Source organism: Paenibacillus artemisiicola, from assembly GCF_017652985.1.
GTDB classification, from domain to species: Bacteria; Bacillota; Bacilli; order Paenibacillales; family Paenibacillaceae; genus Paenibacillus_Z; species Paenibacillus_Z artemisiicola.
In genome coordinates this window covers 1-22,134 of the sequence record NZ_JAGGDJ010000026.1, presented here as the reverse complement: position 1 = coordinate 22,134, position 22,134 = coordinate 1, and the positions used below count along the sequence as shown (strand labels likewise).

Annotated in this window: 18 protein-coding genes; 2 read left to right on the top strand and 16 right to left on the bottom strand. The window is 47.9% G+C overall.

Annotated features, from left to right (window positions below; translation table 11 throughout):
* Positions 1 to 392: 392 nt before the first annotated feature.
* The 3 genes from I8J29_RS22605 to I8J29_RS22595 form a co-directional block, all read right to left on the bottom strand.
* Positions 393 to 2,261, bottom strand: a complete 1,869-nt coding sequence (locus tag I8J29_RS22605; RefSeq protein WP_208849737.1) for a type 2 periplasmic-binding domain-containing protein — start codon at positions 2,259 to 2,261, stop codon at positions 393 to 395.
* A gap of 84 nt (positions 2,262 to 2,345) precedes the next feature.
* Positions 2,346 to 3,248, bottom strand: a complete 903-nt coding sequence (locus I8J29_RS22600; RefSeq protein WP_208849736.1) for a carbohydrate ABC transporter permease — start codon at positions 3,246 to 3,248, stop codon at positions 2,346 to 2,348.
* 19 nt (positions 3,249 to 3,267) lie between these two features.
* Entirely contained in the window at positions 3,268 to 4,227 is a 960-nt protein-coding gene (locus I8J29_RS22595; RefSeq protein WP_208849735.1) for an ABC transporter permease, read from the bottom strand.
* A 381-nt stretch (positions 4,228 to 4,608) separates the two neighbouring features.
* Between I8J29_RS22595 and I8J29_RS22590 the strand changes: the two genes are divergently transcribed.
* Both I8J29_RS22590 and I8J29_RS22585 read left to right on the top strand, forming a co-directional pair.
* Entirely contained in the window at positions 4,609 to 6,249 is a 1,641-nt protein-coding gene (locus I8J29_RS22590) for a response regulator (protein WP_208849734.1), read from the top strand.
* Complete coding sequence (locus I8J29_RS22585) at positions 6,246 to 8,090, top strand: sensor histidine kinase (RefSeq protein ID WP_208849733.1); 1,845 nt, start codon at positions 6,246 to 6,248, stop codon at positions 8,088 to 8,090. The genes I8J29_RS22590 and I8J29_RS22585 overlap by 4 nt, the downstream gene beginning before the upstream one ends.
* A 451-nt stretch (positions 8,091 to 8,541) precedes the next feature.
* Here the strand turns inward: I8J29_RS22585 and I8J29_RS22580 are convergent, their stop codons facing one another.
* The 13 genes from I8J29_RS22580 to I8J29_RS22520 all read right to left on the bottom strand — a co-directional run bounded on the left by I8J29_RS22580 (position 8,542) and on the right by I8J29_RS22520 (position 21,856).
* On the bottom strand, positions 8,542 to 9,180 hold the full coding sequence (locus I8J29_RS22580; RefSeq protein ID WP_143089067.1) for a hypothetical protein: 639 nt from the start codon (positions 9,178 to 9,180) through the stop codon (positions 8,542 to 8,544).
* Positions 9,181 to 10,162: 982 nt separating this feature from the next.
* Complete coding sequence (locus tag I8J29_RS22575) at positions 10,163 to 10,966, bottom strand: endonuclease/exonuclease/phosphatase family protein (protein ID WP_208849732.1); 804 nt, start codon at positions 10,964 to 10,966, stop codon at positions 10,163 to 10,165.
* Between the two features lie 32 nt (positions 10,967 to 10,998).
* A complete protein-coding gene (locus tag I8J29_RS22570; protein ID WP_208849731.1) occupies positions 10,999 to 11,733 on the bottom strand; it encodes a tyrosine-protein phosphatase in 735 nt (244 codons plus the stop codon).
* 41 nt (positions 11,734 to 11,774) lie between these two features.
* The gene (locus I8J29_RS22565; RefSeq protein ID WP_208849730.1) at positions 11,775 to 12,653 is read right to left on the bottom strand and encodes an MBL fold metallo-hydrolase; all 879 of its coding nucleotides are present in this window, start codon (positions 12,651 to 12,653) and stop codon (positions 11,775 to 11,777) included.
* A gap of 68 nt (positions 12,654 to 12,721) precedes the next feature.
* Complete coding sequence (locus tag I8J29_RS22560; protein WP_208849729.1) at positions 12,722 to 14,290, bottom strand: extracellular solute-binding protein; 1,569 nt, start codon at positions 14,288 to 14,290, stop codon at positions 12,722 to 12,724.
* Positions 14,291 to 14,337: 47 nt separating this feature from the next.
* The gene (locus I8J29_RS22555) at positions 14,338 to 15,213 is read right to left on the bottom strand and encodes a carbohydrate ABC transporter permease (protein ID WP_208849728.1); all 876 of its coding nucleotides are present in this window, start codon (positions 15,211 to 15,213) and stop codon (positions 14,338 to 14,340) included.
* A gap of 1 nt (position 15,214) precedes the next feature.
* On the bottom strand, positions 15,215 to 16,093 hold the full coding sequence (locus tag I8J29_RS22550; protein WP_208849727.1) for an ABC transporter permease: 879 nt from the start codon (positions 16,091 to 16,093) through the stop codon (positions 15,215 to 15,217).
* A gap of 358 nt (positions 16,094 to 16,451) precedes the next feature.
* Complete coding sequence (locus I8J29_RS22545; protein ID WP_208849726.1) at positions 16,452 to 18,761, bottom strand: helix-turn-helix domain-containing protein; 2,310 nt, start codon at positions 18,759 to 18,761, stop codon at positions 16,452 to 16,454.
* A 372-nt stretch (positions 18,762 to 19,133) separates the two neighbouring features.
* Positions 19,134 to 19,430 carry a hypothetical protein gene (locus I8J29_RS22540; protein WP_208849725.1) on the bottom strand — a complete coding sequence of 99 codons (297 nt, stop codon included), beginning with the start codon at positions 19,428 to 19,430 and terminating at the stop codon, positions 19,134 to 19,136.
* Positions 19,431 to 19,552: 122 nt separating this feature from the next.
* On the bottom strand, positions 19,553 to 19,984 hold the full coding sequence (locus I8J29_RS22535) for a hypothetical protein (RefSeq protein WP_208849724.1): 432 nt from the start codon (positions 19,982 to 19,984) through the stop codon (positions 19,553 to 19,555).
* A gap of 173 nt (positions 19,985 to 20,157) precedes the next feature.
* Complete coding sequence (locus I8J29_RS22530; protein WP_208849723.1) at positions 20,158 to 20,379, bottom strand: hypothetical protein; 222 nt, start codon at positions 20,377 to 20,379, stop codon at positions 20,158 to 20,160.
* Positions 20,380 to 20,399: 20 nt separating this feature from the next.
* Positions 20,400 to 21,074: a hypothetical protein gene (locus I8J29_RS22525; RefSeq protein ID WP_208849722.1), complete on the bottom strand. Its 675-nt coding sequence runs from the start codon at positions 21,072 to 21,074 to the stop codon at positions 20,400 to 20,402.
* A gap of 206 nt (positions 21,075 to 21,280) precedes the next feature.
* A complete protein-coding gene (locus I8J29_RS22520) occupies positions 21,281 to 21,856 on the bottom strand; it encodes a GNAT family N-acetyltransferase (RefSeq protein WP_208849721.1) in 576 nt (191 codons plus the stop codon).
* Between the last annotated feature and the right edge of the window lie 278 nt (positions 21,857 to 22,134).

Sequence of the window (22,134 nt, the reverse complement as noted above, 5' to 3'; positions counted from 1 at the left end):
TTGTCAAGGCATGCCTTGTCGGTGCTCGACCAGACCATGTTGTTTTAATGAACTCGCTTAGAACCGAATAAACCCGACTTCCACTTTGCGTGGAAATCGGGTTGGTGGCTAATACAGCCATCCTCTCTTCGTTAACAAAAGGTAGCCGGTTAGGAATGACCGGCTACCTTTGTTCAATTTACTGGAACGGTAGCAATATTGAAATTGAAGATGGAATTAATAACAGACTTTGAGGAGTTCAACAGGCCCGAGGTCCCGCGTACCAGATCAGACTATAAGCAGGAGATATATACCGGCGATTCTTAAAACCGTACGACTGACGGATTAAGTGGCTTATCCCTTCAATAAGAATAGGAGTGAATGGATTCATCCCTATCATGCCTATAATCGACTTATTTGCCTACGCTTGTTTGATATTCGGTTATTAACTTTGTCAAGTCAGTAGTCGCCTTATCGAGTCCCAGATCCTTCAGACGCTTCATGCCTGCTTCGTAATACTTCTCGAAATTGGCATCGTTATCAGCAACAATGGCTTTTGCCCACTCATTTTTCATACAGCCGATAACGCCGTCTTCACCGGTAAGCTTGCCCCACTCCGGCACTTGGTTAATGAACATACCGGTCAAATCCATCTTGATCGGACGAACCGTTGCTTGTGTAAGAACGTTCCACTCTTCTCCGTACGGATTGTCCACATTTTTCGGAGTTTCATAAATGGACTTATAGCCGCGAATCGTATCATGCGTATAGATAAGTCTGCCCAAATCAATTTGGTTCAAGTTTCCACCGCTGAGACCGTAGTAGGCCAAGTCTTTATCCGTCTGTGTGCCGAGCAGGGCGTTTTGATCAAGCGCCGGATCCTTGAACTTCCGCTTGCCGTCCTTCACTTCCCATAGTCCTGCGCTTTCTGGCCCCCAAGACATAAGAGTCTCGCCTTCTTCAGAGTACTGGAAGTCGATCCAGTTCAAGATCTGCTTAAGTTCGTCCTCGGGTACGCTCTTGGAGATCATAATAAAATTTCCGCCGCGTGGATCTTGGAAGTCATATTGCGGAGAATCGGCAATCGTATTCGCAGGCGCCTGGATAAGGCGGTACTGGAACTTCTCCCCGTTCTTCTTCAGCGTATCGTTGAGTGCATTGATATCCTGCCAAAAATGCGTAACGGCGTATTGGCCGTTATTCAGCTTACTGGTACGCTGGTCATCGCTCATTGTGAACGTTTCTTGATCCATGAGTTTATTCTGATATGCTGTATGCAGCCATTTCAAGTAATTCTTGTAATCCTCTGTAGCCGGAGCCCAGTAAACCGTGTTCTTCTCATCGTCCCACACCGGACCGCTGGATCCTCCCGCAAACCCCCACGCCTGCGACCATGGACCGATCCACCAACCCTGCGTCCACATATCGAGCGGAACGACATCCTTGCCGTTTACAGTCTTCATGTTCATGCCCTTTGATTTCTGAAGGAAATCCATTAGATCATCCGGTGTCCTCATATTAACCTTCATATCGTCATACGAGAGTGTGCCGTTCTTCTTCAGCGCATCGCCAAGCTCAGCGACCGATTTAGCACTTGGATCATACGCTTTCAAAATATCGTCACGTACGACCAGTTGCCATGCACCGTTTCCGGATGAGTTCTTCTCAAACGTCGTTCCTTTAAGCTCTGGCGCATTGGTCGTATTCGCAGCAACATCGCTTGGAATACCGTAGATTTTGCCGCCGATCTTCGTCGAATCCCATGCATCCTTCGTTACCCGCTTCAATACATTAGGTGCGTATTTCGCTAAGTAATCATCCAAATTCCATACTTTATCTGCCTCAACGAGCTTCTTAATAATGTCTTCGGAGCTGCTCCTTTGTGCATAAATCACATGTGGCAGATCGCCTGTTGCCAGGTACATATTGAGACGCTCTAAGCCCGTAACGCCATTATTGACAATAATATCTTTTTGAGTGAAATTGACTTTGGTAATCTTCTTAATTTCAGGAGATACGACATCTTCCGAAGGGCCTTTTGTCGGTGCCGTGTCAGCCCAGGTGTACCAGACTTTCAGATTCAAATCCTTCTCAGGAACATATTTGCCATCGGTCGCCGAGGCACTATTGTTCGTTGTGCCAGCTTCATTCGCATTCGTTCCTTGGTTTGCAGACGTATTATTGCCTCTACTGGTATTGCCGTTGCCGCTGCAACCGGACAGCAGCGAGACCGCCAAAATAAGCGCCGCCCCCGAGCTAACCACTTTTGCAGAACTCTTCACTTCGATTTCCCCCAGTCTTATTGTTATTTATGCAATACTACCAGTCTCCCCGCCTATGCCGGTAAACTGAATGTTGCCCAGAACCTACTCCTTCACTGCGCCAATCATCATGCCCTTAATAAAATACTTCTGAAGAAATGGATAGATCACGATAATCGGAAACACCGTAACGACCGTCGTCGCATTGCGAATCGACTGTGGCGTAACCTGCCTTAAGTTCGTCATGCCCGGCTTATAGTTCTTCAATTCATCCAGGAAGTTCGACATGTCCTGCGACTTGACAATCCGCATGAGAATGAATTGAAGCGTATTCAATTTCGCATTCGTGATGTACAGCAGGTTTGTGAAAAAATCATTCCAATGGCCCACGCCGATAAACAAGCCGAGCGCGGCAATCATCGGCATCGCCAGCGGGAGCATGATACGGAAGAAGATCGTCACATCGGAAGCTCCGTCGATCCTCGCGGATTCCTCTAGACTCTCCGGTATCGTGTAGAAGTACGTTCGCATGATGATCATATTAAAGAAGCTGAAAGCCCCCGGGATGATATAAACAAAGAAACTATTGAGCAGATGAAGGTCATGCATGATAATAAAGTTAGATACGAGCGTACCGCCGATAAACATCGGAATCGTCATGAAGACGAGTATAGCGCTTCTGCCGAGCAGCTTCTTCTTCGACAGTGCATAGGCTGCCAGCGACGTGATCAATAGGCTCAGAAGTGTACCGAACAACGTCCTGCTTATCGTGATTACCCCAGCCTGAAGCAAATCTTTATTTTGGAATACAGTCTTGAAGTTCTCGAAGGTTACATCACGGGGAAAGATTGTTATGCCACCCAGCGCGGAATCATTCCCCTCATTAAGAGCTATTGCCAGCACGTTCAAAAATGGATAAAGCGTGATCATACAGAGCAGCAGCATGGCGCAGACATTGAATGCATCAAAAACTTTCTCAGACATTGGTCTGCTTATTGCATTATTCACAGGTGTCCCTCCCTTCTCCTTACCAGATCGAAATCTCTGTAAACTTCTTAGAAAGCTTGTTGGATACGACGACGAGAATGAAGGAGATGACGCCCTGGAACAGACCGACCGCTGTCGCAAACGGGAATCTGGCCTTCTCAATGCCCTCTGTAAATACGTAAGTTTCGAGCACGTCCACTTTATCCTGGATATGGACGTTAATGAGGTTGTACACCTGATCGAAGTTCGTTCCGAAAATATGGCTCAAACTTAGAATGAGCAAAATCATAATGGTCGGCAGAATGCCCGGCAATGTAATATGCAGTACCCGCTTCAGCTTGCCTGCTCCGTCAATCGCTGCCGCTTCATAGAGCTGTTCGTCGATGCCGCTAAGTGCAGCCAGGAAGATAATCGTATTCCAGCCGATCTCTTTCCAAATGTTCGAGATGACAACTACAGGCAGAAACCATCCTGCCTTCGCCTGAAACATGACGGGCTCTCCCCCATAGAGATACATCTTGATTTCATTGAACAAGCCCCCATCAAGCGATGTCATTTCCTTATAGAAGCCCAGTATAATGACCCACGAAATAAAATGAGGCAAATACGAAATGGTCTGCACCGTCCGTTTAAATACCATGCTGCGCAGCTCGTTGAGGAGTAATGCAAGCAGGATTGGCGCCGGAAAAGTAAAGATGAGGTTGCATGTACTCAAGATGACCGTGTTCTTAATAACGAGTAACGAATGAGGATCCTGGAAGAGCTCCTTAAAGTGCTTGAAGCCTACGAAAGGGCTTCCAAAAAATCCTTTCACAATGTCATAATCCTGGAACGCAATGATGTTGCCAAACATAGGCAAATACGAAAAAACGAAGGTCAACACGACCGCGGGCGCTACAAATAATAACAGCCACTTCTGGCTCCTTATCGTACGTAGAAGCTGTCTTTGCTTCACACCCGGCTGCTTGACGTTCACTTCCGGCTTGGTTGCCAGTTCCATTCCCTTCACCATCCAATGCGGATTTACGTGATAATTGTTGTGAGATGAGTCTAATTATGGCGGGCTGACGACGTCGATTCAATCTACCAGAAATTGAAATATGTTGGTTTACATCAAAATCACTATTACTTAAAATGCAAGATTTGTAAGTATACTCATGTATTCTATAACAAATCGATGAATTCTAATATTGACCAAAATCATCCACATTCTGTTATTTTCAAACCTAGAGAAACACTTGAAAACCGCTGTATTCCTATGTCAAAATACATTAAAGATTTGACCTTACGCTGGTAAAGGGATTGCTCGCAAAAAAGGGAAAGCGCTTTCTTGATAAGAGGGCGCTTCATAGTTGTCCATTAAGTGATGAAGGAGTCTGTTATGGATCATTATGCGCTCAAACTATTGATTGTTGACGACAAGCCAGCAGAACGTGAAGGCATACGGGACATATTCAACTGGGACAGCATCGGAATCCACATTGTCGGCGAAGCGGAGAATGGCAGGGAAGGAATCGAGAAAGCAAAGCAGTTGCTTCCAGATATTATCATCACGGATATCGTCATGCCCCAATTCGACGGCTTTAAAATGATCGAGGAGATACGCTCCTTCCTCCCCGACATCAAAGTCATCTTTATGAGCTGTTTCGATAATTTTAATTTTGTGAAATCCGCAATTGATCTTGATGCGATGGGCTATGTACTCAAGCCGGTTATCTCCGGAGAGCTGCTGGCTACGGTAAGCAAAGTGACCGGCATCCATATCCGCGAGTTAGAGCGACGCAAGGAAGAAGAGGATTTGCTAAGGCGTCTGAGAGAGAGCCTTCCTATTTTGCGAGAACAATTTTATAAGGATATTCTGATCGGCAAATTCGAATCGAGCGACGAGGTCTGGGACAAAAACAAGTTCCTTGACGCGCGCCTGATGCCGGGTCAATTCATTGTCATGATGACAGAGCTTGACGGCTCCGGCGGAAAGCTCGGCGAATCGTCCGAAATTTCTAAGCAACTGCTTCACATGAAGATCGCCGAATGCATCGAGAAAATTTGTATGGAATCGGGTCTCGGCAGCAGCTTCTGTATCACCTCAGTGGATAAAGCGAGATTCGCGCTTATTCTGAATCATTCGGAGGACAGCGCAAAGGACTTCACGACAGAGGCGCTGGCAGACAAGCTGAAAAGCGGCATCCACAGCCAGTTCGGACTAGTGCTTACCATTGGCGTGAGCAGTTCGACTACAGACATCCTCCATATCGGGCGCCGCTATCAGGAGGCTTGCGATGCGCTAAAATTCAAGTCTTATCTCGGTGCCAATCAGACGATTAATTATGCCGATATCTACAGTGACAGCAGTCCAAACGAACTCAACACTTTTAACGCCGTCGCCGTACAGAACGAGTTGAAATATCTACTCAAAACCGGCGAGCGCTCCGATATCAGCAAGTTCGTCGACGAGCTGTTTCACCATGACAGAGACGAAATGAACCGCCAGTACATTCAGTTCGTTTGTATCAGCGTCATTTCTTATATCCAGATTCATCTTATTGAGCTGAACGAAAGCTTAAGCAGCATTTTTGATAATGAATTCATCGTCTTCGAGAAGATTTCGCAGATGCACACGATCCCTGAGTTGCAGCAGTGGCTGAAATCCCTGATTGAGTCTGTCAGCCTTCATCTCAATTCGAAACACCACAAGAAAAACAAGAAGGTGATCGATACAATTCTGGCCTTTATGGAGGAGCATTATTTCGAAGAGTTATCCGTATCGAGCATTGCCTCGAAGGTGTACCTGAGTCCTTGCTATACAAACTATATCTTCAGGAAGGAAACCGGTGAAACGCTCATGGAGCACCTCGCCGGCACCCGAATTGAGGAAGCCAAGAAGCTGCTAAAAGGCTCGCTGCTGAAGGTATACGAGATTTCTGAGAAGGTTGGTTACAAAAACAACTCCTATTTCAGCACGGTATTCAAGGAAAGATGCGGCATGACACCGCTCGAATATCGCGACCGAGGCGTCATATGATCAACTTTCGGAAAGTCCATCGCAATTTTACGTTTAACCTCAAGCTCCGCTATAAGCTATCTCTTGTTTATATGGCGGTTATTATTGTTCCGATTATCGTTGTAGGCGAATATTCCTATCAAAAGTCGGAGGGCTTCATGATCAAGGAGGCCGAATCTTCACTAGAGAAAGAATTGAACCAGGTGACGGAGGATATTAATTATAAGCTGGATCTAAGCCGCAAGGAGAGTGATGCCCTCTTTAATAACAAGCAGCTTCGTACCGTGCTGATGACCGATTTCAGCCAGGATATTCAAGGGCTGAACGAGGCCTACATCGATGTAATCGATCCAACCTTCTATGATCTTCGGCTCATTCAGCCATCAGCCGACATTATGATCTATACGACCAACCAGTCGCTGTTGAGTGGCAATCGAAACATCGCCAGCATTGATGAAATTGCAGACAACCCTAATTACAAGAAGCTGCTGAATGATGAGATTCAGTTCTCCTGGCTCCCTACCTCTTCAATGATTAAAGTCAACCAAAACAGCGAGCTCGGTTATTTCACCCTGAGCGAGAAAGCCGGAAGCACGGACAAGCAATATGAAAAGATCCTTACCTTCTCAAGAAGCATCAATAGCTATAACGGTTCGTTGTTGGGCATTGCCGATATGTATATACCAGTCAAAATGCTGGACGATGTCTTCAAAAATTTGAAGCTGTCCGAGGAAAGCGCCGGGATCTACATCGACGAGCGTCGGCAAGTTCTTACGAGCTTTGGACAAGGATCGATTGCGGACAGCTCCATCAACGCCGTTCTGTCTATTAGCAGCAGGTTCGGCACGATCAAGGACCAGGATCATATTCTCGTATATGGGAAGACACCCCTTAATCATGGCACGATTTTAATCTCATATCCGAAGAGCTATATTACGGATCAAATTGCTTCCATTCGCAAAATCACGCGGCTAACGATTGTGTTGTCGATTGTGCTGGTCACCATTATTTCGTTTCTCCTGGCGAATCTCATTACGAAGCGTCTCGACAAGTTGATGGATAAAATTAAGCATATCCGTGATACCGGCAATACAGATATTACATTCAATACGCCAGGTCATGATGAAGTAGCGGATATCGGAAAGCTGCTGAACACAATGATCGCTCGAATTAATAAGCTGACCGAGAAACAGTTGGAAGCAGAAGTTGCGAAGAAAGCGATGGAGATGGAAATTCTGCAGGCGCAAATTAACCCCCACTTCCTGTACAACTCCCTGTCCTCTATGAAATGGGCGGTGAACACGCCGAAATACAAAGATCTTGACGGGGTCATCGATTCGCTTGTTCGATTCTACCGGCTGAGCTTAAATAAGGGAAAAGAAACGATCCGGGTTCAGGATGAACTACAGCTCATTAGGGAGTACGTCAATGTGCAGAAGTTCACCTATGACGCCAATTATAAGGTGGAATGGGACATCGATGAACAGGTTGCTGACTGTACCTGCATGAAGCTTATTTTGCAGCCTTTTGTGGAGAACGCCATCCTGCACGGACTGAACCCGAAGAAGACTGGTGGCCTTCTGCGGATTGCAGCCTATCTCGAAGGCAGCAGCATTTTCTTCATCATTGATGATAACGGTTTAGGCTTCGATGCAAGAACGCTGAATACCATTGCCTCCTCTGAGCTTCAGCAGCTGTATAAGGGCTTCGGTATCGAAAATTCCCGTAAACGGATTAAGCTTGCTTACGGCGATCAATACGACGTCACTATTAAAAGCCGGCCGGGCGAGGGGACAAGAGTCATAATCGAAATTCCTGCAGCAGACCCTGCTACGTTCAAGAAGCAGTCCAGTCAGATATAAATAAGTGACAAATAGATTTACCAGCCTGGTGTATGTTCACTTAGCTCCAAAAGCTTGTCTTCAATAGCCTTATGCGAGCCTCCTATATGCAAAACATCACTTTTCTGCGCAACGATAGGCCGAGGCAATTGCTGCTTGACCCCGTTATTAGCATTACCGCAGTTGCCATGGAAACCGGCTTTGAACATCCCAGCTATTCCATGTCGGGTAAAGCCGTGTGCAACTCCATCAGAAATCAAGTTTATGTAATCATCTTGTCTGTGGTTGGGACAAAGTCATATCCGGTCAGGTATGAAGTATGTACGCCTTTTCTGGATGGAGCGAGGTATGCTGGCTTGGAGCCCGCAAAGGCTTGTTGGCGATTCTGTTCTGGGCTAGCACCAGACGTTTATCATGAACAGTATGATTGGAAAAACATTGTGAAAGTATGTGCTCCTAGTATCAAATTTTTTTAGTTAATTGTCGCACTCCATGGCATATCAACCTCACCAAAGCCCACTGCTCCTTGAATCTGTTTCTGTTTTACAAGTCCAACTTTCTTTGCATAGTAATCCAACATATCAAATACCGTAAAACGGTGAAACTGGGCATTGAATAATGGTTCGTTTCGAGAGTCGGGTATAATCGGTCTAAGAACCATCCCTACCTTACCCGCTCCATCTCCATTTTCGTTAACGAGCACATTAAAATTAATGAATTCGTTAAAACCATCCGCTACGGCGATAACAGTCACTATACCCATATTCTTAGTTGGAAATCGTCGATCAATAGGAGTATTAATTTTCATGCTCCACTCCCCCTTACTATCCGTTATACCGTTTCCAACAATTTTTCCATTGCAATCAATGATTATTAAGCGAGCATTAGGAATAGGTTTAAACGACGCATCACTGAAAGGTTTATCTTTCGTTCCGTATCCATCTAAGACATACGTAACTTTAACATCCATACGAGCTTCAGCTCTATTTTTTGTCGGTGTATTTTCAGTGTAACCTTTCGAAGGTGTGTTTTTCTGTGCCGAATCAGCATGAACTGTTGAAGCACCAACTAGAAGGATACTACCTAACATCACGGACAGTATTCTTTTCATAATTCCACCTCGAGTTTATTTTTTCCCATTTTGATGGGTAATCTTCGTTAGTCTGTCCGTTAAGTAATGAAACCATTTCAATCCTGCACGGACTGTCGTTTTACCCTCGTTTATCTGTACACCGGTCATGAAGCGTATTGATGGGCTCGTCTATGTTTTCGGTCGGCGCCAAGCCATATCGCTGCTCGCCGCTTTCCTCAGATCGCTGCTGTGTATATAGGTCTGCATGCCAGGCATCTATGCACTGTTAGGCTTGATGTCGGCCTCGATCGATTCGTGCTTGTGATGATAAGCTTCGGCCGGTAGCCGCATATTAAAATCATATAAGAATAAAAAACGGCAGCCGGCATTAACCGGCAGCCGTTTCTTTTGCTGTCCACCTAGCGCCTTTAACGTTCTATTTGTTGGCGTCGATCGGAATGGCTAACGTTTTTGAAAAGATTTCATATAGTGGAAGCCAGTTAACAGAAGAAATTCCGGCGTATCCGTTGTTTGCACGGAATACGTCTGCTCCCAGCACACATTATTATTCCCCAGATCCCATGCACGCTTGTGATATCGAAGCGATTAACACTCGCTTGCCGCCGGCTTGTACGAATAACTGGTCGGTGTCGAGTTGCGTAAACTGCGCCCGTGCGATGACGATATCGTAACCAGACGCGGTCTTTGTCACGCTACGAATGAATAACTTCTGCGTGTTGATTCGAGACGATCGATCCGAAGGCGATGTCAGCGAAATCGGCTCCGACACCTTTAACCGGGGAAGCTGTCGAGTACGGTGTCTTACGACTCAATCTTATCCATTGGAAGTACGTTGTAATCGAGTTCAAACAAAAAGCAGCCTCGCAGGCTGCTTCATCATCGTCAGGAAGTAGTCTATGTCTTTCTAAGCTCCACATCAGGCTCGACTGGTACTATGGAAACAACAAGCACAGAAGAGACGTGGACAATTGCTCCGCTTTCTTCTGCGCTAGTTGGTTAACTACTTAATAATGTCTGGACTCAACCGCAGTCGCGCCACCACCGGATAATGATCCGAAGGAAACTTGCCGTCGATGCGGCGCCGGTCGATCTCGGCGGAGAGAACAGTAATGTCTGGCGTGACGAAAATATAATCAATCGTCTCGCCCTCCGTATTCCCAGAGAAATTCGGATTGGCGGACGTGCCTACAGGGCCGTCAATCACCGCGTATGTATCCCGCATATCCACGAAGCCGTCCATGACGGGCGCCTCTCCTCGCATGATGCGAACCACGATCTCCCCCGGGGTGGAGTTGAAATCTCCCATAAGGATGATGGGCAAATGCTTACGTTCGCGCATTTCCTGGATCCGGCTCCAAATCAACTTGATCCCCATTTCCTTCGCGAGCGCGCCTTTATGATCCAGATGCGTATTGAACACGACGAACTCGGTGTCGTCCACTAGATACCGCATATGCGCCCATGTGCAGACGCGGGGCAGCGAAGTATCCCAGCCCATACTAGGCGTTTCGGGACGCTCCGACAACCAAAAGGTGCCGTGCTCAAGCATCGCTACGACTGCCTTCTTATAAAAGATCGCACAGTGCTCGTCCTCGCTGCCTCCCCGACGTCCCTCGCCGACCCAGGCAAACTCATCTAACTGCAGCTCTGCCAGCATATGGGCGCGCATTTCCTGAGTGCCGACGATTACCGGCTCATGATCTCGAATCATTCGAGTCGCCTGACCAGAACGGTAAACCCAGTCGTTATCGCCGTCCTTTGACGTGCTCGTCCGCAAGTTGTAGGTCATGACTGTCATTTCCATTCGCAATCTGTCCTTTCCTCAATCGCATCTATCTAGTCTGCAAGCATCCGCTGCTTCAGCGCTTGAATCTGTTCAGGCTCTATCCCGCTCGATCTCAAGTAGCCCTCTGCATCTCCGTAGGCCGACATTAAGTGATTCAGCAACACGATCATATTTTCCGGCGGACTCCCGAGATGAACCTCGTACGCTTCCGGGCTCACCGCCGGCGGACGGTCTTGGCGCAGCTCATCCATCAAGGGAGCGAGGCATCCGGCTGTCAGCGCGTAATCCTCCGCGATGGTCGCGTGCGGAACGCCCGCCAACTCCAGCAGCAGCGCCGCGATGATACCCGTACGGTCCTTGCCGACTTTGCAGTGAAACAACGCCGCACCGTTCTCGGTGGAGCCCGCCAACAGCTCGAATACGCGTCGAATTGGTTCCTTGGCCCCTTCAAGCAGATCGATATATTGCTCTCCTAAGCCGCGCACATAATCGCCTTGACTCGCAAGCACGAGACTGACGTTATGATAGGCCGCATCTCTTGAATCCGAGAATACGTCCCGCTGCAAGGCCAGCTCGCTGCTGTATCTCAGGTCGATAACCGTAGTGATCCCCCGCTTCACAAGTTCCTGCCGGCTTCCCTCACTTAACGCGTGCAGGTTGTCCGCCCGGTAGAGCAGCCCCCAACGCGTCATGCTGCCGTCTTTCGTTTCGTAACCGCCGAGATCCCTTACGTTATAGGCGCCTTCCAACCGAAGAACGCGTTGTTGATTTGCCAAAGTATTCAAATATGGTAACCGCCTTTATCTCGAAATTAATACAGGGCCGCTCAAATGCCGTCTGCATCGATAGCCAGCCCGTCGTACGCAACGACAACCCGGTAACCGGAGCGGTCGAATTCTGCCTGCATTTCGTCGTGCAGCAGATGATGAGCCGTATTAATGTGTGTCGCCCATACCCGCGTATGTTCATGCACGAATTCGATCTCTTTCATGCGCTCCAGCATCAATACATAGTTGGGGATATCCAGATGAGAATCCGCATACTTCGGATACCCTTCGCGATTGCCGAACGTGCACTCCATAATGAGCAGATCCACCGACTTTCCCTCCAGGAACCGCCATGTAGCCTCCGTGTACCAGCCGGTGTCCGAAGCATACAGCAGCTTCCTGCCATCCGGCAGTTCAATAAGATAATTAATCGCGAGCTCGCTCCGGCTCATGCCATAGTGATTGCCGGGCACGGTGGTCACTTTCAACCTTCCGACATCATAGCTTTCGAAATATCGAAGCGGGTGAATGATAAACTTACCATCCCAATTCGACCGGCCGGGCGTTGCGTCAAGGCCATATACGGCGAGCAGTTTGGCGCTCCATTCGGCTGCCGGCTCGCTCAGATAGACATGCAGCGGCCGATTGTTGTGCTCGATACGGTTCAGCTTGGACATGATTTCACCGACGGCGAAATGATCCTTATGCGTATGGGTGATCAGCAGATGCTCCAGGTCGTATACGTCCAATCCAAGCTTGATCATCTGATAGAAAATATCCGGGCTAAAATCGATCTGATGTTGCGCGTCAATGCGAAATGAAGTTCGGCTGCGAATGTTTCGTCCGCCCGCCTCCCGGATCCGGCTGCACAGCGTGCAGCGGCAAAAGTAAGACGGTACCCCTTCAGCCGCGCCCGTTCCCAGAAACGTCATGTTCATCCGCTAGGTCCCCCTTATGGCACACTTGCCGCCTACCGATTAAAGGCGGCAAGCGGCCTGGCAATGACTTATTTGGCAAAACGGTCTTGATACGCTTCGTTCATTTCTTTGCTAATCTGCTGGTACTTGGTATCCGCCTTCAATTCGCTCACGTACTTGTCCCATGACTCGATCGGCTGTTTGCCCATGATGACCTGGATTTTCAAGTCTTGAATCTTCTTCATATATTCCGGTCCCACTTCATTGTACGTCGGGCTTTGTAAGCCGACCGCAGGGCTGCCGATGCTGTACTGCGCGCGGTCATCGATTAGCTTCTGCATATCCGCATACTGCTGGCAGGTCACGAACGCGCCCGCCGCAGGCACGCGGCCATATTTGTCATACCCGTTGAAGATTTGACCGATGTCGCCGAAGTTGTCGAGCTGCTTCTGCGGCAAATCCACGTATCCGCATTCCGCTTCCTTGATGTGAACGCCCAGCAAGCCCTTCTTCAACATCAAGCCATCCGGAGAACCGCCGTAGTCGAGCATGGCGAGTATCGCCTTCAATTTCTGTTCGGACACGGTCTTCTTCGGAATGACGAGCGCGCCGGCCATCCCCGTACCCTTGATCGACATCTTCGCGCCGTTCGGGCTGATCATATAGAGCGGCGACATCAACTGCGCGTCAGGCGCGACCTTCACCAGGTCGACCCCAATGTTGTTGATGTTGTTGAGCGTATTGTTGAAGATGCCCGCCTTGTTCGATTTCAACTGATCCTCGTGTTGCGACGTCTTCATGAGGGCAAAATCCTTCGGAATCAGTCCTTCGGTGAACGCCTTGTTTAGGTAAACCAGCATGTCGCGCGTGCCCGGCAGCAAATCGGTATCTTCGAGCTTGTCACCATCGAGTTTCCATTTGCCGTTGGCGTTATTGAACAGGTTTTGAAAGATGACGAAGTTGCCCATCGCATCCGAGTCCACGCTTCCCGTAAAGCCGTACGTATCTTTTTGTCCGTCGCCGTCCGGGTCCTTCTCGGTAAAGGCTTCCATGACGTTATACAAATCGTCCAGCGTCTGCGGAACCGGCAGTCCGAGCTTGTCCAGCCAATCCTGGCGAATAATCGGGAAGCTGTCACCGTCAAGCGCGCGCACGCGCGGAATCATATAGTTCTTGCCCTTAACCTTCGTATTGTTCCAGATGTCCGCCGGATACGCCGCCAAATTCGGGTAATCTTTAATGTATGGCGTAATATCCCAGAAGGCGCCCTGCTCCATCATAGTAAGCACGTTCGGGGTGAAGGGATCCGTCAGCACCATCAGATCCGGAATATCGCCGGATGCGAGCGTAACGTTCGCTTTTTCCTCGTAATTATTGCTGGAGATGAGCGTGACGTCCATTTTCATGTTCGTGCGCTTCTCGTATTCCCGCTTGATCACGTTGTCGTCGGCGAAAGGCTCCGGTTGATAATAAGGCGACATGACCGTAATTTCCGTGATCTTGTCCTCTGTAGCACCTGAGGTTGCATTGTCCGAAGTCGTGGTACCTGAACCATTGCTGTTCGAAGCCGCATCATTTCCAGCTTCCTTGCCGCAGCCAGCCGCCAGAAGCACGAACGCAAGCAGCGGAAGCAGCCATTTCTTTCCTACCGATTTCATGAACATCCTCCTTGTTATCGACTCATCTATAGTAAAAGGGCTGCCGGCTACTCCTTCACGGAGCCCAGCATGACGCCTTTGGTAAAATGCTTCTGCAGGAACGGATACACGAACAGAATCGGTACGGTCGCCACGATGACGGCGGCCATCTTCAGCATTTCCGGAGGCATCCGCTTCTCCAGGCTCAGATCGGACCCGTCGCCTCCCAGTGCCGTAGATGAATCGATCAGCATGTTCTGCAGCAGCACCTGTAGCGGATATTTGCCGGCGTCGTTAATATACAGCACCGCATTGAAGAACGTATTCCAATAGCCCACCGCGTAAAACAAGCCGACCGCCGCGATCGACGGCATCGAGAGCGGAAGAATGATTTTTGCCCATACGCCGATGTCGGAGCTGCCGTCGATTTTCGCCGCTTCCTCCAGGCTGGCTGGCACGCTGTCGAAAAATCCTTTCATTAAGAAGATGTACCAGCCGCTGGTGAGCGAAGGAATGATGAGCGACCATAAGCTGTTAATCAATCCGATATCTCGCACGAGCAGATAGTGCGGAATTATGCCCGGGTTTAGCAGCGTCGTTAGCAGGACCAGCAGCAGGAGCGTTTTCCTACCCGGCATCCGCTTGCGGGATAGCGCATAGGCGAAAGAAGCTGTCACAATGAGGCTGCACGCCGTTCCTACCGTCGCGAGAAACGCGCTGACTCCCGACGCACGGACGAACGAGCCGGTTGAAAGCAGATACCGGTACGATTCGAGCGTCCACTTCTCCGGGAACAAAATCAGGCCGCCGCGGTAATACTGTTCCGGGGTGACGAAGGAGATGACGAAGACATAGTAGATCGGGAACAGTGTAACCGCCGCCAGCACGGCAAGCACAATCAGATTGCCGGCATTGAACGCTCGGCTCCCCCATCGCTCTTTCATCTTAATACACGCCCTCCTCCCCGAAACGTTTGGACAAGCTGTTGGCAATAAGCACCAGAATGAATCCGATCACAGACTTAAACAAGCCGACCGCCGACGTGAAGCTGTACTGACTCTGCTGGATGCCCAAACGATAGACATAGGTGTCGAAAACATCCGCCACATCGGCGACGGCACCATTAGCCATGAGATACACCTGCTCGAAGCCGACGTCCATCATATGGCCCATCCGCAAGATAAACAGCACGACGATCACGCCCCGGATCGCCGGCAGCGTAATATGCCATGCCTGCCGCAGCCGGCCGGCTCCATCAATTCTCGCCGCCTCGTATAATCTCGAATCGACCCCTGCGATCGCCGCGAGGAAGATGATCGTGCCCCAGCCCGCTTCCTTCCAGATCGATTGAGCCGTCAGCAAGATCCAGAACAGCTTGGGATTCGTCAGAAAGTCGACCTGCTGCATACCCGCGGCGGCGATGAGCTTGTTGACCACGCCCTCCGAGCCGAGCAGGAGGAAGCACAGGCCGGCGATAATAACCCATGATAAAAAATGAGGCAGGTACACGATGGACTGCACGATCCGTTTGAACGCCATGTTACGCACTTCGTTGAGCAGCAGTGACAAGATAATCGGCAGCGGGAAGAAGAAGATTAGGCTGAGCAGGTTGATGCCCAGCGTATTCCGGAACAGCAGGATAAAATCCGAATTCTCGAAAAAGCGACGAAAATGAGCCAGACCTACCCAATCACTATGCAGCAGCCCCCTATACGGCGAGTAATCCATAAAGGCGATGATCAAGCCCCACAATGGTACATACTTGAATAGAATCATGAACGCCGCGCCCGGCAGCGCGAGCAAGATCAGCTGCCTGTCACGCATGATCCGGCCGATAGCCTTTTTCCGTTTCGTCCTGCTTTGTTCGACTGCCCCGGCTGCGCCCGGGATTGCTTTTGAATGATTGATTGCGCCTCTCCTCCTTTCACGAGTTTGATTGTAGGCAGCAACCAATTTTCCGGCAAGGAGACATATTTTCTCGTTCGTTTGCTGCCAGAAAGTCTACTATTTATGCGGCTCTGCCCGGTTTTTCACCTTTACAATCCCAAAAGAATATTTGTCCCATCGCCGGAAATCCCGGAATGTTGCGGCAATTCCCCTCCGCAGACTGCGACGCGGCTGGGGGTCCAGCAAATAACAAAAGACTGCAGGCTGTCACCCGCAGTCTACTATTGTGCTCCACTTACGATTGTCCCAATGCCCCGCGATACTGACCAGGTGTCTTGCCTTCGTATTTTTTGAAGATGCGCGTAAAATACGACGGCTGGTAGCCTACCTGTTCGGCGATGTCATGAATCTTGCTGTCGGTCTCCCGCAAGAGTTCCTTCGCCTTGTCCAGACGAACCTTGGTCAAATAATCAATGAAATTCATGCCCGTAACCTGCTTAAAGCCGAGGCTTAGCTTCTTCATGTACGTGCCCTGAAGATCGGCGCACGACTCCAGCGTGATATCCGTCATATATTCGCGGTGAATGACCATGATGACCTGCTCCACCAGCTGCTTCAGCTTCATGCCCTGCGTCTCCGCGACCCAGCGCATATACGGTTCGATCAACCTCGATCGGCACCATGACAGCACATCACTGCTATTGCGCAGCCCGGTAAGCTCTTCGTAAAGATTGCCAACGCCATAGATTTCATGAAGATTGCAGCCCGATTGAATCAGGGTATAGTGGATGCTGCCCAGCAATTGTTGCATCCCCTGTAGCACGTAGAATTCCTGGGTGGAGTTCGCGTGAAGCTCCGCAATGAATGATTCGATTAGACGCATCGTTTCCCCGGTATCGCTTGTGCGCAGTGCCTGCAAAACCTCCTTCTCGGCCGTCATCGGATAGGTAAAGCCGTCATAATCGATTTCCGTCCAGCCGTCTAGATCGATTATTTGATTGACAGCATCCAGGTCGCGGAAACGGTGCGCCTTCCTCGCCTGCGCATACAGATCCGGAATCGATTTCAGCTGATCGGTCAACTTCCCCACGCCGATCGTGACGTTCACCTTCAGCATCGTGTACAGGTAATGGATGATCTCCTCGGAAAGCTGTATCAGTTTCACCTTCAGCTGCTCCTTGTTCCCGACCCCTTCGAAGGCTAGGAATATGCCCAGCGACATGCCTTGGATGTTAACCACGCTCACGTCCTGAGCACGGCTGCGCAGCAGCTCTTCGACGATATTGGCCGCGGCAAAAGTAATTGGCTGCTTATCATCCCCGCCCGAGAAGCCGTTTTCCTGCCCCGGAAGGTCGAACAGCTCGATAGTGGTGAAAGAGAAGCTTCTGCTTTCGACCTTCCAGCCGTACGATTCCATCCGCTTCCGAATTTCCTGCTCCGACATGACATAATATTGACCGTCCACGAACTGAATTAGAAACGCGTTGCGAAGCGCCGGCAGGCTGTTCTCGAACCGCTCCTGAAACTCCCGGCTCTCATACGTCAAATGCTGCCACTGCTTCTCGATAAATGCGAGCTCATCCCTGCTGTCATGCGATCCCGATCCGATCCGCTTGCTGCGAAATAAACCCACAAGCCTGTTGATCGGACGATACAGTTGGTTGGTCGCAACCCAGGATAACAGGAAGGCGATGACCAGCCCGGCGAAGCTGGCCACGATCATCAACCGGGATAAAAGGATGGTCGGCCGGCTCAGCAGACTAAGTGGTGTCGCCGTTATGAATTTCAAGCCTACCTTCGGCAGCTCGTACTGTCCGACCGCATACGTCTGACCGTCCCAATCGAATCTGAACGATGATGCTCCGGCGTTCTTGCCCTTCGCCATCTCATCCCGCAATGCGGCGGCAAGTGGACTGGCCGACGCCGCGCCGTTTGCGATCCAATCCATCTGATCGTCCAAAATAAACGCCGCGCCTGAATTCTCGGGATTTAAGACGCGAAGCAGGCTGTTCATTTCTTCTGGATCCAGGTCGATGATGAATGCGCCATACGGATCCGTGGCGATCACCGGCAGCTTATGAATGAGTGTCATCGACGTCAGCGGGGCGTCGGGGTTCGAAGTGACGCCGAACTTCCAGTAGAACCCTTCACCGGAATCCAGCAGCGCGGCATACTTATCCCGATCCTGTCGGTTCACAATGGCCCTAGCACCTTCATCGGGTGAAATCAGCGTATCATCACGCTTGTCATACATTTGAACCCGCTTGATCATCCGATCGGCAGAGTTAAGGCGCGTAAGCAACTCGAACATATTTTGCGCCAGGCGAAAATTATCCTGATATGATTCGTGATTCAGCTGATTTTGAAACAAATCCTGCTGCGCATATTGACTGACGATGATTTCTACCTGACCGAATTGCTCCTTCAGCTGATCCGCCGTCTGAATCAGCCGAAGCTGATGCGTATAATCGACTTCCCGCTCGATTTGCTTCGAACTGATCAAATACGTGCTGAAGGCAATAAGCGCCATCGGTACGCTGGAGATGAACAGCACAATCGCCAGATTTTTTCGAAAGAGCCGTCCGCGTTCCGTTCGTTTCCCCACGCGTAGACTTCGGCTCGAAAACCAAGATTTGATAGCTGCCACCTTCTTTTACCGATAATTGGCGCGTATCCGTGCTTAATCGTCATATCTATTGATTTAAATTCACTGGCTTGGATAATCCGCAATTATTGCGATTCCACGCAAGTCAAAGAACGGGATAAGCATGACGCTCCCGCTCACAGCATAGCAGTCGAATGTTAACGTAGGGTCAGCCAATTACGAAGGTACTGCAAATCAGCTACCAACTACGCAAAATCTCTGTTTGCTTAATATTGAGAAACAACTTTAATTTATCCTTTCCGTTAGCGCAACGACGGCAACCGAGCGTATGAGGGAATCATAAATAGGCTCAATAAAAAACGTACCGAAATGCTAAAGGATTTTGACTGTCGCAATCTCTTTCCCAGCCCAAAGTCTAAAGGTATATCCACTTACAAGGAGATGCCAAGGGGCTTCGTCAACAAGAAAACCTACGTCTGCAAATGTATCCCAGGTACCTGCAACAAAGCCTGTAATTCTCACAGGTACCATCCATGAATTCCCAATTATATGTTTTCCCTTCAGCTCACCATAGTTCACAATAATGTCCGTTATCCACATATTTAATGGAAATTGTGCAGGGTCTTTTTCCCATGTAATAAAGGCTTTTACCGATCGTCTGGACTCCATATCTGGTTTGCGCCCTCCCTGCCTTTGGAGCTAACGTTCCCATTTAACTTAATGAAGTGCGAATGCCCGATGCGTGAATATGGTGTTATCTGATGCCGGTACTTCCTTGAGCTACCTAATGATTAGACCCTTACTATGGGATCATCAGAGGAAATAATGTCTACAATATGGTTTAATCCTGCCACTCCATAATGTTTAAATGGACCTGGGTGTTCTTCAGATGCAAAGGTCGCTAACCTAATAAAATCTAAGTACCTAGATTTCTCAAAAACTCGAAATATCTTACCTTCAAACTCTTCATAATCATCCCATAATGTGTAACTTTCCTTCCTTATTGAAAATCCTATATAAGAATCAAACGCTATTTCAATTAATGGAAATTTAGCATCATCTTGATCTAACGATGTATCACCTACGAAGTTAATCAAATCTGTATAAGATTGTTCGTTTGAATCTCTATGAATTCTAAAACGTAAAATAAGCTTCATACCCTCTATCTCTTTATAATCAATTAAATCAACATGAATTAGGTTTTTTAAATCCTTGTACTCCATTGAATCACCTCAGACAAAGTTGGTATTTCACCGGATTCAGATAACTTCTTTTTTGCGAACTTCTTAAATACTCCAATTCAAAAGTATTCGAGATACGATTGAGCTATCCTGCCCGTTAGCGCAACGACGGCAGCCGATCGTTCTGAGACCGGCTGCCGTCGTTTATGTGTAGTTCAATTAAATCTATTACAAACAGCACAAAGACCAATTTCATTTAATGGGAGTGGTTTGAAAAACTTCCTAAGATTTTTTGCTGCGAAAGATGTTTCACCGCCGTAGGTTGAAAGTTCTTTCGGCAATTCAGGCTTGTATCCAGTATCTTGACAAGCATTGCATTGATTAATCCATTTTCTCAATTGAGGATACATCCTAAGATATTCTTCACCTTCAGTCAAAAACAAGCTCCTTTCGCGTTCTAATATAACAGACTTTCACTTGCAAATGATTGCTTTTTGCCCCATTTTTTCAAATTAACATCAATCCATTCGATTAATTTCCGCAGTTTCTCCTCGGCTTCATCTTCAGACCACTGTAGCATATAAACTTGCCCTTTCATGCCTACATGATAATAAAACTTTCTCATGTTGTTTCCATTAATTAGGTCCAATCCATTTAAAAATTTTGTAGCTTTATGAAAATCCTCATCAGTAAGTAACAAATCGAATACAAGCTTTTCCTTTTTCTGATTCAACTCTTCATCAAAGAGAATTTTCTCTAAATCGTTTGTTGGTGAATAATCTATTTTCCAATCGACTTCAATCTCTTCTTTTTCACAATTGGTACACTTTGAACCAATATATACCCAAGATATCTCTCCTCCTATTTCTCGATATTGCAACCCTGCAAAGATTTTATACTCATCATTCTTGCATTGTTTGCATTTTATTTTTGGCGGATTTTTTTCATAAACATCATACCAATGTTCTCCACTATCAAATAAAAAGAATCCATTCATACAAGATGTACATTTTATTTTGGCTACACCTTCCGTTTTATGTCTTTGTAGATGGAACGCATTTTTATTACATCTTATGCAAACCACCTCATTAACCATAATTTTGTCCGGCTGAATTGATTCTATTAAACGCATTTTCTCGACATCCTCATTTATGTTTTCTTCAAGTCACATATAGCACTAAAGCAATGCCTTACATTCAGGTATTTAATTCGTGAAGTCTGTACTACAAACCTGCCCGTTAACGCAAAGACGGCAGCCTATCGTTCTGGGTCCGGCCGCCGTCATGTCATGATTGAACTATCGTGTCCCGTTAGCGCTTAATTTCTGGTTCTGTATGATTACACAGAACCTTTGAGAAAACGTTCTATATATTCGTCCTTGGTTAGCCCAAACAATATGGAATCGTAGTATCTTCCATTAGTGTACACTACTTGACGACGAATCCCTTCTTGAATACACCCCACATTCCTAAGCATTGCAGCCGATGCCTCATTCCCTTCAAGAACAGAATCATTAAATTTATTAAGCCTCCGCTCGAAGAATGCATACTTCAAGAGTAAATGTACAGCCCGTGTACCGTATCCCTTTCCTCGATGATCTCTGTCGATTTGAATCCCGATGCTAAAGGTACCATTTCTTTCATTGATACTGTTTAAATTAATTCCTCCAACATTTTCACCATTCAAATTCTCAATTGTAAACATAAGTCGATTCGATGAAAAGTCAGAGAAGTTTTCTGCAAAAGCTTTAGCTTCTAAAACGGTAGGTGGCAGCTCAACAGAGTATTCTAACAAGCGCCGTGCCGGTGTATCGAAACGGTTAATGTAATGACTTTCCCAATCTTCTGGCTGTATCGCACGCAGTCTAATAGCTTCATCCTGCCAAAAATAATTCGTGTAATCTATATTCCTCATGGGTAGTACCTCCATAATTAATAGTTCCTCCACAGTATTTTTGGGGTTATAACTTCAACGAAACACAACCGAACTTAGAGTTCAGGCCCAGTTTAATAATACCACATACTGGAATTATTCTCCCCGTTAGCACAACGACGGCAGCCGATGATTGATATGCTCCCCATACGGTAGACAGGTGAAATAATAAAACCTGTTATCGTAAGGGGAGTTTTTTCATGTCTCTAGGAAAGTATAGTGCGTTGGAGAAACTTGCTATTCTCAAAGAAGTATCAAAT